The organism is Bradyrhizobium sp. 195 (assembly GCF_023101665.1).
Classification (GTDB): domain Bacteria; phylum Pseudomonadota; class Alphaproteobacteria; order Rhizobiales; family Xanthobacteraceae; genus Bradyrhizobium.
Genome location: NZ_CP082162.1, coordinates 51903 through 64597, shown reverse-complemented (window position 1 = coordinate 64597; position 12695 = coordinate 51903). Strand labels below are relative to the sequence as shown.

The 12695-nt window shown below is 58.6% G+C and carries 7 protein-coding genes and 1 pseudogene; 3 read left to right on the top strand and 5 right to left on the bottom strand.

Going from position 1 to position 12695, the window contains the following annotated elements:
- Nucleotides 1-2 precede the first annotated feature (2 nt).
- Together IVB26_RS39000 and IVB26_RS38995 are read right to left on the bottom strand one after the other, a co-directional pair.
- Entirely contained in the window at nucleotides 3-2111 is a 2109-nt protein-coding gene (locus tag IVB26_RS39000) for a HAMP domain-containing methyl-accepting chemotaxis protein (protein WP_247973714.1), read from the bottom strand.
- A gap of 415 nt (nucleotides 2112-2526) precedes the next feature.
- A complete protein-coding gene (locus IVB26_RS38995; RefSeq protein WP_247973713.1) occupies nucleotides 2527-3567 on the bottom strand; it encodes a PAS domain-containing protein in 1041 nt (346 codons plus the stop codon).
- An 841-nt stretch (nucleotides 3568-4408) separates the two neighbouring features.
- Here IVB26_RS38995 and IVB26_RS38990 point away from each other — a divergent pair.
- Nucleotides 4409-4606, top strand: coding sequence for a hypothetical protein (locus tag IVB26_RS38990; protein WP_247973712.1), 198 nt, complete (start codon nucleotides 4409-4411; stop codon nucleotides 4604-4606).
- A gap of 159 nt (nucleotides 4607-4765) precedes the next feature.
- Here the strand turns inward: IVB26_RS38990 and IVB26_RS38985 are convergent, their stop codons facing one another.
- From IVB26_RS38985 to IVB26_RS43250, 3 genes and pseudogenes are all read right to left on the bottom strand, one after another.
- Nucleotides 4766-5680 carry an amino acid ABC transporter substrate-binding protein gene (locus IVB26_RS38985; RefSeq protein ID WP_247973711.1) on the bottom strand — a complete coding sequence of 305 codons (915 nt, stop codon included), beginning with the start codon at nucleotides 5678-5680 and terminating at the stop codon, nucleotides 4766-4768.
- Nucleotides 5681-5720: 40 nt separating this feature from the next.
- Complete coding sequence (locus tag IVB26_RS38980; protein WP_247973710.1) at nucleotides 5721-8477, bottom strand: bifunctional diguanylate cyclase/phosphodiesterase; 2757 nt, start codon at nucleotides 8475-8477, stop codon at nucleotides 5721-5723.
- Nucleotides 8478-8926: 449 nt separating this feature from the next.
- A pseudogene (locus tag IVB26_RS43250) lies at nucleotides 8927-9705 on the bottom strand (carbohydrate porin).
- A gap of 337 nt (nucleotides 9706-10042) precedes the next feature.
- Here IVB26_RS43250 and IVB26_RS38965 point away from each other — a divergent pair.
- Together IVB26_RS38965 and IVB26_RS38955 are read left to right on the top strand one after the other, a co-directional pair.
- The gene (locus IVB26_RS38965) at nucleotides 10043-10243 is read left to right on the top strand and encodes a hypothetical protein (protein WP_247973708.1); all 201 of its coding nucleotides are present in this window, start codon (nucleotides 10043-10045) and stop codon (nucleotides 10241-10243) included.
- Between the two features lie 1095 nt (nucleotides 10244-11338).
- The gene (locus IVB26_RS38955; RefSeq protein WP_247973707.1) at nucleotides 11339-12070 is read left to right on the top strand and encodes a hypothetical protein; all 732 of its coding nucleotides are present in this window, start codon (nucleotides 11339-11341) and stop codon (nucleotides 12068-12070) included.
- Nucleotides 12071-12695 lie beyond the last annotated feature (625 nt).

The following is a 12695-nucleotide window of genomic DNA, read 5'->3' as shown; positions in this document are numbered from 1 at the left end:
CCTCAAGCTGCACGTACAGTGGCCAGGAACTTTTCGACCTCTGACTTTAGCCGCGCGCTGTCGTTCGAGAGCATTTGCGCTGAGGCCAGCACCTGACTTGAGGCTGAACCGGTTTCGGTGGCTCCCTGCTGCACCTCCGTGATATTGGAGGCGACCTCGTGAGTACCTTGCGAGGCCTGCTGGACGTTGCGCGCTATTTCCTGCGTAGCCATTCCCTGTTCTTCTACCGCGGCGGCAATGGCCGAAGAGATTTCCGAGATCCGACCGATCGTGCCGCTGATTTCCTTGATCGCGACGACGGAATCCTGGGTGGCCGCCTGTATATCGGTGATCTGATGACTGATCTCTCCAGTCGCCTTCGCGGTCTGTTCCGCGAGCGCCTTGACTTCGGAAGCAACGACAGCGAAGCCGCGTCCGGCCTCGCCGGCCCGGGCCGCTTCGATCGTTGCGTTCAGGGCCAAAAGGTTGGTCTGTCCGGCGATCGTATTGATCAGTTCGACCACGTCGCCGATACGAGTTGCCGCCTGCGACAGCTTGTTGACGCGATCGTTAGTTTTTTGCGCCTGATCCACTGCCGCCCCGGCAATCCTAGCTGCGTCCTGCACCTGGCGGCTGATTTCGGTGACTGATGAACTCATCTCTTCGGTGGCGGAAGCAACCGATTGGACGTTGGTAGAGGCTTCCTCAGAAGCCGCAACTACCATGCTGGAGCGCTCCTGAGTGCTCTCGGCCGTCCTGCTCAGGGTCTTGGCCGCTGCCTCAAGCTCGGTCGAAGACGACGATAGCGTCTCGATGACCTCTCCGACGGCATCCTCGAACCGGCCGGCGAGTTGGTGCATGTCGGCCTTGCGTTGGGCAGCGGCACGAGCCTCCGATTGCGCTTGTTCGGCGCGCAGCCGGTCCGTTTCAATCATATTGTCCTTGAAGACCTGAACCGCTTCCGCCATCTCGCCGACCTCGTCGGCGCGGCCCATGCCGGGGACCGCCGTGGACGTATCGCCTCCCGCGAGGCTGCCCATGGCGGCGGTCATCCCCTGGATCGGGCGCGCGATCGTCCGAGCGGTCAGCAACGCAATCGCGGTGCCGAGGCCAAGTCCTGCCGCGAGCAAGCCCCACAGGACCTGCTTCAGGAAGGATATACTGGTCTGCACCTGATGGCTTTCTTCGGCAAGCATTCTCTTCTGATTCGTCTTGATTCCTCCAAAGCGGGTGCCATCGGCTCCTTTCGGCCCGTCAAGCAGATCGAGAATTTTCATCGCGCGCGGCGCCGCTTCCGTTACGAGAATATGCACGGCTGCATTCCAGTCTGCGGACTCCCGGAGCGCGAACATCTTCTCGTAAAGGGGGACAAATTCGCCACGCGCCTTCGTGATCTTCTCGAAAGAGAGCAGCTGCGATGGCGTGAGTAGGTCCTTCTTCGCACTCACCGCAGTATAGCCTTTTTCAAAGAGTTCCCACGGCTTGAAGAATATTTCCTTGTCCTTCTTTTCGCCCGACAGGAGGTACATGCGAAGTTGAGCAGTGGCTGCGGCAAAATTGCCGCGCGTGTCTGCCATGGCTTTCAGCAGTCGCTTTCGCTCCGCCGTCGCCTCCAGACCTTCCTCCTCGTTGATGATTCTGGTGATCTCGGAAAAGATTGTTTCGGCGCGCGGACCGACTTCGGTCACCAATAGCTTGGTCGCCGGATATGCCTCGGAAGTGAACGCGATGGCTTCGGCTTTGTCTTGCGCAGCTCGGAATTCAGCGAGCAGCGCCTTGGCCTCGGCCCATTTTCGGCTGTTCTCCGGGTTGGTAAAACGTACCGCCTTCTCATCGAAGGCAGCAATTGTGGCATCCATTTCCTTCCACATCGCGGCCCGATCGAGCTTGCCTTGCGGATTTCCGGTCAGGAGATAGCCACGCAGTGTCGCCAGTGTGGAATAGAGATTGCCGACCAGCTCCGTGCTCGCGATTGCGACGGGGGTGCGCAGGTTCACCATGCGATCCACGGTCGTGGAAATCCCGCCGACCGCAAACACTGTGTACCCGACAGAAAGCGCGATAAGCGCGCACACGGCAAAAAATCCCGAAATCAGCCGGCCACGAATCCGAAGTTTGACTTTGAAAGGCATGGCAATACTCCGCGGGTCATCGGACCCTTAAAAAACGATCGACAAGAATGGATTTGAATGTGACGCACTTAGTCGCCGCAACCGACGACGGCTTTTCGGGGGAGACGCCAAAAAGATCCTAGGATTCACTCAATTGAAACTGCAACTAACGCTTCCCCCCCTACCTCAGCGTGTAGACGATGGTGAAGACAATTGCCTGCTAGTTGGTTAAAGAAGAATTTGATTCTAATTTTCCTCATGCGAGCAAAAATTGCCGTTTCAGCGCCTTGTCACGAAACTTGGGTCGCGCTCTTCGCAAATTTTTAGCTCGCTGGGCCGCGGAATGCGCGCGGAACCCCAAAACTGAGTGCTAAGACAGTCCTTCCAAGCCATTCATGGCGAGTGAGAAGAGCAAGGCTGCGACAACCTGTCTCGATCATTGTCGCGGCCGAACTGCAGGCTTACCCACAGACGGAAACAAGAACTCGATTCCCGCATCCCAAAAGACCCGGCGAAGGATATCCATAGTCTCGTCCGGTATTGGGGGAGCATCATCATATTCCTCAAGCCGACGGATGACGGCCGACGAAATCCCTGTTCGCGCGGCCAATTGCTTCACAGACCAATTTAAGATGCCGCGGGCTGCGCGCAGTTGCGCGCCCGTAAGCTGCGATGTCGCCGCGCGTTGGACGGAGAGCTTTTCCTGATGCACGTCAATGGAGAGACCCATCCATTCCTGGATGCTGCCATCCGCATTGGTGACAGGCACTGCCGTACAACGGTACCACCGATATGTATTGTCGGGCTGTCGCAGCCGATGTTCGACACTGTACTGCCGTCCCGTCTCGACCGAGGCCGTCCAGTTTCTCACGGCCGCCTCACGCTCGTCTTCGTGAAGAAGATCGACCCAGCCTTTGCCAAAGAACTGATTTGCCTCCGGTGTCTTCTCGCCATTCGGCAGTGCTGTGATCCGACCATCGGAACTACCGATCCACAGCTGGCCGCCTACCACTTGGGTCAAAGCGCTGTAACGCTCGGCGTCACTTCGTAGCGTCTGGAGCAACCGACGTTGCGCGGTAATGTCGAGAGCAATCCCCAAGATACATTCCGGCTCACCTGCTCTATCTAGCAGCACCTCTGTGTGGGAGTGAATCCAGCGCAAGGCGCCAGTGGGCCGAACAATACGAAACTCGCCGTCGAGCAACGTCCGATCTGTCATCAACTCGCTGGGACCGCGATTCGGACCGCGATCGTCCGGATGAATTCTTTGTTGGATTTCCGCGTATGAAGGCGACACCGCATGCTGATCCAATCCGAGCAGCCAAAAAAAGCCACGCGACCATTGCATCTGGCCGGCTGCATCACAGCGCCAGACACCTGCTCCCAGCTTTTCTTCGATCAAACGAAGCACATCGGACAGTTCAAGATGTGCCTCCAGCTGAAGCAAAATCAGCCCCCATTCTTCAAATGCCGACATTCAACTCTCAATTGTAGAACAATTCAATAGTGATGCTAGAGTGAAGGGGATGCGGTCGCAGGCCGGCGGACAGCTCTCCACGGCGGCAGAGTGCCAAAGAGAGTGGTATGAGTTCCCGCGGCGAGGAGCGGCCTAGGCAGCCAATTTCGGCCATCGGTTTATCCCGCAGTGGGGCTTTCAGTGCCCGACGTAGATGCGGCTAAGCCAAATAATCCTTTCATCCGAGGCGCTGATGCGCACTCACCCTTCACGTTGCATTGAGGACTTGGTGTCCGGGATTGGCGCCCTGTCTGATCAGCTTACGGTGAGGCCAGGCATGTACTTCCAACGTTGCTTTTGAGCGGCAATGGTCCAGGACCGGCAACCGCATCAAGAGAAGCGCTTGTAAGACACCAGGGACTTGGCTGCCGGAACAAGTTTTACCAAGCACAGCTGCCAAAGACACTTAGGCTGCATGTTCAGGGCCGCTCGACCACAGCTATGACCAGTCTGTTCGGCTCAAGGTCGAATGAATCAAAGCGGACGCTGGATGCTATATTCGTTTGGGGCATGCCGTTCACACCGGCGGCCTCCCGACCTCGCGTCAACGGACCAACGGGGCGCTGGTTCGGGTGCGATTATGGATAAAGAGCAACTCACGAGCATGTCCATCGATGAATTGTGGGCCCTCCACACAGACGTCGATGAGATCCTCTCCTCAAGGATAGTCGCTAAAAAGGCAGAGCTCGAAAAGCGGCTTGCGCAACTCCAACAGCCGACCGAAGGCGCAGTTGATCAGCGCCTAGGCCCGGCAGAGTTAGTTAGTGGCCACGCCTTCGGGTGAACGGCTCACGACGAAACGTTGCTGATGCATTTGCCGACGGGCGACGATGGTGCCCATGAAGCCGACGACTGCCGCACCGTCGAGGAGCACGAAGCCGGCCCCGTGATTGGACCAGCCTTGCTCGAACATCCGGCGCCAGGTTCGCTTCTTGGAGTTCTGCCGAAAAGCCTGCCCCCTGAAGCTCAAGTCGATCGAAAATCGAAAGCGGAAATCTGAGCCGAGAATTTGCCTCAGAAGACAAATGATGAATATAACTAGCTCGCCAAGCGTTCATGATGGCCCGGAGCGCTGCGATCCAACGCGATGATCGTCAAGTTCGCCCGGCCGGTGACCGGGCAGCAGTTCGTCGGATTGCGTTGTATAAAAACGCATCCGCTAGCGCATCGCATACGCCTCTGGATCGCCGCTGTCTGTCGGATTGTCGATGACGCGCTTCAGCGCTGCGCTCAAAGGCACATTGAGGCTGATGCCGTTCGGAGGAATAGGGTTGAGAAACCATTTGGCGTAGATCTTGCTGATTTCACCGTTGCGAAAGATTGTCGCAAGCGCATCGTCAGCTACCCGCTTGAAGGCGGGATCGTCGCGCCGCAGCAGGATGCCGTACGGCTCGACCGACAGCGCGTCGTCCGAGACCACGTAGTTAGCGGGCGCCGCCGAGTTGGCCACGAGGCTGTACAGTAGGATATCGTCCATGACGACTGCGGCCGCGCGATCCGATTCCAGCATGCGGAAGGCCTCGAAATTGTCCTTGGCCGCGATAATGGTGAGGCCAAGATGGCGCTGCACATTGAGCTCGCTGATCTGTTTGAGATTGGTTGATGCTATGGTCGACACCACCGTTCTGCCCTTGAGGTCATCCAGCGTCCGCAGATTTGCGGCTGCCTTGGAGACGAACCGATTAGAGGCGACGAAATATGTAGTCGAGAAAGCCACGACCTTTTGCCGCTCGAGGTTGTTAGTCATTGTTTCGCATGCGAGATCGATCTTCTCGGACAATATGGAGGGAATGCGAAGCGACGGCGTGATCGGCACCAGCTTGACCTCCAGCTTTGCCAGGCCAAGCCTAGCCTTCACAGCTTCGGCAACGACGTAGCAAAGGTCCATCGCAAAGCCCACGACCTTCTCGTCTTTGTCATAGTACGAAAAAGGAATTGACGATTCTCGATGCCCAATCGTGATCGTTCCGGAGCTCCTGATTTTCTCCAGTGTGCCGGTCAGTTCCTCAGCGATCCCCGAATGGCCTGCGATGCACAGGGCGGTTGCCGTCAAGATCAATTTTAAGTCCATCATTCCATCCCCGGTTGGGATTTTCGGTTCACCTGCACAATATTCATCTCTTGCCCCGTGCCGCCGAGGCCTGGCCCGCCCGAATGCCCTGCTGATCCAGACTAGCTGGCCGACCCACGACTTCCGCATAGCCCTCAATTGCCGCAGGCCTTCCGATTAGGAAGCCCTGCACGAGATCGCAGCCAGCACGGGTGAGAACATCGAGCTGGGCTCGCGTCTCGACGCCCTCAGCGGTCACCGGAAGCTCAAGCCCGCGCGCTAGTCCGATGACGCCACGCAACAGGGCCTTCGATTGTGCGCTGCGTTCGAGGTTCGATATGAAGCTGCGGTCGATCTTGATCATGTCGAACGGAAACGCCTGCAGATAGGACATCGACGAGTAGCCCGTGCCAAAATCGTCGAGCGCGATGTGCACACCGAGCGATTTGAGGCGCCGCAGGATCGACACTGCACGGGAAAAGTCGTCGATGAGAACGCCTTCCGTGATCTCGAGCTCAAGCCGACCAGCGTCCAATCCAGTGTCGATCAGAGTCTCGTGAACGAGCCGCACGATGCCATCGTTCCGAAACTGCACCGGCGACAGATTGACGGAAATTCGCAACTGGTTCGGCCAGGAGGCAGCTTCGCGGCACGCAGCACGCAGAATCCATTCGCCCATCGTGACGATCAGCCCGTTCTCTTCCGTGAGTGGGATGAAAACACCGGGTGCGACCACGCCGCGGCTCGGATGGTGCCACCGGACCAGCGCCTCGAAACCCACGATCTCGCCACGGATGCTTGCCAGCGGCTGAAAATCGAGTCGCAGTTCGTCGTTCGCGATAGCAGATTGTAGATCGTGCTGCAGTTCGCGCCGATCGCGCAATTGCGCAGCCATGTCGGCCTCAAAGAATCGGATCGTATCGCGCCCTTCAGCCTTAGCGCGGTAGAGTGCCACATCCGCGTTGGCGAGAAGGGTCGTCGGGTCGGTCCCATCAATCGGAAAGGAAGCGATCCCGATGCTCAGTCCAATGCGCACCTGCCGTCCGGCGATCTCAATGTCGCCGCTGAGCGCGGTCCTGAATTGCTGAGCCAGTTGACCGACAGCCGTCCCCCGTGCGTCTCCGATAGAGATCACGATGAATTCGTCTCCGCCAACGCGTGCTAGAAAGGCACCATCGGCAACGGCTTGCAGACGCCGCGCCACCTCGCGCAGCAGTGCATCGCCGACCAGATGGCCGTAAAGGTCGTTGACCTCCTTGAAACGGTCGAGGTCGAGGCACAGGATTGCAAACGTCCCGGCCGCGCGTAGACTCTCGTCAATGGTCATCGCCAGATGGTCGGAAAACGCCGCGCGATTGTGCAGACCGGTTAGTGAGTCATGATGAGCAATGTGCGCGATCCGCTTCTCGGCGTGTTTTTGCTCGGTGATATCCTCTACGGTGGTGACAAAGCCGCCACCCGGCACGGGCCGAAACACAGCTAGTATAGCCCGCCCGTCGGAGAATTCCGTCACGGTACTCGCCGGTTTGCAGGCGATCACGATAGCCATCATCTCGGGCACATACTTATCAGGGCTGCCTCCCGGATAGGGACCGAGCGAAATCTGATGCTCGAGGATCTCGCGCAGTGCGGCTCCGGGCCGTGTCAGTTCATTTGGCAGATGGTACATCTCGGCATAGCGATCGTTGCACAGAATCAGGCGGCGGTGGTCGTCGTACATGCAGACGCCTTGCGACAGATTGTTCAGCGTGGAATCGAGCTGCATGCTTTGCCGGCGAAAAAATTGCACAACGACGGCGCCGGTACCGCCGATCGCCACGACGAGGACTATAGAGAGCCCGATCAGATACCCCGCCTCGGTCCGCCAGTCCGCGAGCGCGGCGACGACAGTCGTGCTGGCAATCAGATTGATCGGAAGGTTGGAAAGCCGCGCCTGTGCTGTCAACCGCTCCGAATCATCAAGCACATGGCGCTGCCCTGCCGCGCCGCTGCTGGACCCTTGCGTCGTCCCGCCGCTGAGGCTGTGGACAAAGGGTTGTGCAATAAAGGAATCGATATGCGGATAGCGCGCGAGCATCATGCCATCCTCGCGAAACAGTGCGATCCACTCATCGGTCCCGCGCGCGATAGCTGCGTAAGATTCCTCGAAGTACTGCGACTTGACCGTGCCGACAACCAGGCCGAGGAACTCGCCGTTCGATCCCCTGAATTTACGGGCGAAATATGTGGTCCAGGCGCCCGTCTCGCGATCCCGCGTCGGTTTGCCAAGCATCGAGCCCAATCGCGGGTCGGCCTTCAGCGCCTCGAAAAAGTCCTGACCAGCGAAATTGAGTTGTGGGGTTGGCCAGGCCTGCGACGAATTGATGAGCCTGCCATCGGCGCCGATTAGCATGACCGCGCCGATGTGAGGGAAGCCGCTGATCCTGTCCTTCAGCATTAGGTGAATGCCGCGTCCCACCATGGCGCGCTCGTAGAGCTCATCGGAAACGATGGCGAGTGTTTCCATGTATTCGATCAGGCTGGCATCAATAAGACCGATTGACTCGAAGTCGCGGGCCGCCTGCCGGGCAAGCACGGTTGCGGTAGCCAGCAGCTGCTGCTTGCTCTGTTCGATGGCGTGGTGACGCAGGTTAGACAGGATCAGGGAGATCACGCCCACCACCAGCGCGATCAGGAATGCACTGCATAGCACGAGAACGACAATTGGGCGCGTCGAGGCGGTCCGGCGCCTCGGACGCGCTGCGCCGTCGAATGTGGACTGCCCTGGCAAGCCTGTACGTAGGCGGGCAGCCCACGAGGTGATTCGCTCGATGGTTGACATCCCGGAACACAGACTAGGTCCGTCTGCTTCGAATCACGTTAACTGTGCGCAAGAGCACTGTTGCAATCTCGGTACGGTTAAGAATGCATTTCATCGCCGTGCCGGCTGCCAAAAGCGAATGGGCTACCGCATTGTTGGAGACTGTAGCGCCGCTTTTGCACGCGCAAACTAAAAGGCCGCCCTGGATCGACGGCCCGATAGCCTGGCGGTTGTTGTGCTGACTGCCGGGCGCCGCGGAAGCAAAAGGATGCATTAAGGGAGCCTTCGTAGGTAGCGTCACCGGCCACATGGCGGCCCAGAAGCTCGGCGCAGCGGCTGGTTGCGTGACCTGTCATCAGGAGGCGAACAAGCCGGAGCCGAACAAGGCCAACGCTCAAGCACCGTCCGGTCAAAAGTGAACATTCCCGCGCGGCTGCACAAGGCCGCCACGACGATCATAGAACATCGTCTTAGAACTTGAGAGCGGTTCGTAGTCCGAATACCGACCCGTTCCTTAGAGCCTTACCCGCCAGCGGCCCGGCGGGTAGCGCGGCCCCGTCTCCGGGATGGACGATGTATTGGAAGTTCGGCTGTACCGTCCAGCCATCCTTGATTTGATACTGATAGACGGCCGTCAGCAAACCTTCGAAGCTTCGCACCGGCCAATTCGGATCGAGCAACGTCCGGTAGTCCGTATCGAGAGCCTGCGCCCGTTTGGAGACATGGCATAACCCGCGGCAATCCCGAACTTGTCGTGGGGACGGTCCTCGCGAAGCCCGATGAACTCGACGCCGACATCGGCGTAGAGATCGATCAGGTTGCGATCAGCGGGTGCGCCGGCGGCTCTTGCGAACACACCAATCCCACGATCGTCGCTGTGAGGCACGCGATAGATCTGCTGTTCGAAGACCGCCCACCCACCGATGTCTCCTGACAGCAATAGCGGCTCGCCGCTGCTGCCCGGAGCGGCAAGAAGACGCCGTTTGACGCGAGGCGCTGGTCCGGGAAGGAGCCGAAGTGCTGCCAGCCTCCGAACTTGATCTGGCCGGTCAGGTTTGGATCACCCTTCTTTGTTCCAGGCATACTGGATTTGGCCGAGCAGCAACGGCGGATCGTTGACGCGAAAATTCAGGCCGTAACGATTGCGCTCCTGCGGGTCGCCTGAGCCCGGCCCGGCCTGATCGTCATCGAAAATCCCGCCCAGCACGGCAAGCTGATCGGTCACGTTGACCAGCAGCCGGGCGCCCATCCCAGTGTCGAACATCGTGAAGCAACAACTAGCGCTCACGGGTTACGACAGCAAAACCTGTCGCATGTTCCGAACTCCGATGGAAATACGCACAGTTCAACGGGCACCCACGAAGATCGGGAGGATGCTTAAGCACCCGGCGTTTTCAGCGTAGGACCAAGGATAGATCTGAACCAACGCGCCGGTTTGACCGACAAATATATTCGAACTGCATACACTCCGCGTTTTGCCCTCGCGTCGATATCTGGAGAGCGCTCGGCGGGAGCTCTCGACACGTGGCGAGACGGAGCTTAGCTGGCGGGCTGCTCAGCTGCCGAGCGTCTGAGTGGAGTTGCTCATGAGTACTGAGCGGAATCCCGACCCTGTGATCCTGTTGTTCGCGATTGCCGTCATAGTGGTGGCCTTCGCGGCATTCGTCACGACGTTTGAGCGGGTCGAGACCAGCACAGCTAATGGCGAGATTCCCTCCGGCACCACTGGCTTAGCTACCCGGCCGCCTCTGGAGCGCGCACCGGGCCAACTACGAATAGGGAAGTAAGCGCCACCCATGCTGGCGCAGAGTGCCCATTGTTGTGCTACGGCATCAGAGCCCGCCTCACCCGAGGGACCGGACTTTCGGATGAAAGCCAACCCGAAAGACAGAGCGAAAGGGACGCGCAACATAATCCCTCCGGCTCTGCGAGCCCTTCCACATTCACGCTACCGTCTTTTGGGACTTGTATGGTCCTACCTCCGATTGCATACTCTTCCCGTTGTCGCCTGCATTTGCTTTAATAGTCATTGTTCGAGGCAGTAATGAGTAATCGAGGTCAGGTTTACAATTACTCGGCTATTCTGCGTGAACGGGTCGAGGGGCTCATCGCACTATTTGCGGAAGTGCAGACACTCCGGCGGCGCCTGTGAGCCGCGAACGCGAGAAGGTTGGTCGGCGCATCCCGAAGGCGAAAGCCGTGCGGAGAAGGAGAGTTCTTCGGCGGTGATAGCTACCGTTCAATGCAATCGCGCGTCCCCGCTTCGACATTGGCGCAACCGCATCAGTCGCTTCACGAGCATCTGCATCTGCAGCCTTTGTCCGCAACACCGAAGCATTGGAGCAACAGTTTCCCGGCACCTTGACCAGTGCGCGATTGTTAATTTGCGTCGTGTGAGCGACTCAGTCCTCCTCTCTGCACGAAACAGACAAACCTAGGGGGCGGGGGAATGATTGTACGCGCGGGGGCCACTGTTGCGTTGCTGCTGATGCCGCTGGGGTCCGATGCCTTCGCTTCCCGTCACCACAGGCCCACAACGCGCATATCTTGCAGTGAGGTCAGATACTACGTCGCAAAATACTCGGCAGCCGTCGCCGAGATGTACGCTCGAAATCATGGCGCTACCGACGCACAGATCGAGCGGGCGCGACGTTGCTTAGCGTCAAACGAGACTGCCGAAACCGACCGACCACGCGCTTATACCGATTGAAGTTGATCGGCCCCGGAAACTGGACCAGATGACGGCGGGCACGGCCTTGCATTCGCACCGTATGCCATGGCACGAGCTCAATGAATCCATCGCACCGCCAGATTTGGGCCGTATAGCTGCCTAGGTCGGTGCAAAGGGTCATCCCGGGTGGGCGCAACACCGGGAGTTTTCGATGTCCGGTTATTTGCGATTGTGCTTCGTCAGTTTCGTTCTTCTTGAAACTCTTTTGACGGCGCCTGCCTCCTCCAATCCTCTTGCGGATCTCTTCAACACTGCTGCAGCCCCGCCTCCGGTGACTTCTCCGCCGCAAGCAGAATGCGTGGGACGTCCCGGCAACTCGGCTCCCGACGGCCAACATTGGGTCTATCGACTGGACGGGCACCGCAAATGCTGGTTCCTGAGCGAGGGCACCGCGAAAGTGAAGAAGATCGCTCGTCGCGCCCCCAAACCTGCCACGGCCAGTTTAGACGAGAGCGGGACCGCGCGGCCCAGGCAGAGCGGGGTCCTCGATGCGCGCGCGGAGCTGCTGCGCTCCGCACCCGCCTTGCCTTCACAGCCGCCTCGCGCACAGTTCAAGGTAGCTGATGCTGACCCTGATCTCGGTACAAGCACTGCTCTGGCATCGGCCGCTCTCGTTGGCCAGCACAGTCGCCAGACCATGCCCTTCGGACAGAACCAAAATCAAGTCGACGTTGAGCAACTTCTAGCGGCCGCGCCGGCCAACGATGTGGTAACTTCGTCCGAACTTCAGAGCGTTCCGGTCGGCGTACGCCTCGCTAAGGCCGATGGCGAGGCGACGAGCCGGACGGCAACTTGGCTCGGCGTACTGCTGATGATGCTAGGGTTGCTTTCCATCCTAAGCACGAGCCGCTCGGTTCGGCATGCGGTAAGATTGCGCTTCTGAGCGCGTTGCGCTCGGCAGGATACCTTGCCGCCAAGGCGAGTCTCGCGCCGAGTTTACCTAGGTACAGCAAACGGCGACCCAAGAGCGGACATTCTCGCGATGGCGGTTAGTGGACGTCTCGGTCCAACTCTCGCAACAGTCGATGCAAGAAGTCGCTGGCGTGGTTGTATTGTGCGTCGCCGTCCAAGATCTGATGAGCGAGCGGTGACATTATGTTGCCAACAGCCTCAGGGCCAATCAGCTCGGTCTGTGATGACCACAAGTCTAACAGACGATCGGGGATGTGGTCGCTCGATCCAAATAGTTTGAGGAGCCGGCCTTCGGCGACGCCGTTATGATCATGGTGGGCTTTGGCCGCATAGAATGCGAACAACCCACGAAAGGCGTCACGGGAAACGGAAGGCTTAGCCATCGCAATGTCCCCCAAAGAATTTTATGAATTTTCGAAATCTGGAGCTGAACGGAACCTATTCCTTCAAAATACTGGCGCGAAGATTCTACAGCAGACCGGGAAAAAGTGGCAAGCCCCTAATTGATGTTAGATGTGGCCGACTGAGTAAGCCTTTTTGGCGTATCGCATCCACCTTGTTCATTTTTCATAATGTTGGCGCGTCAAAGCGCGACC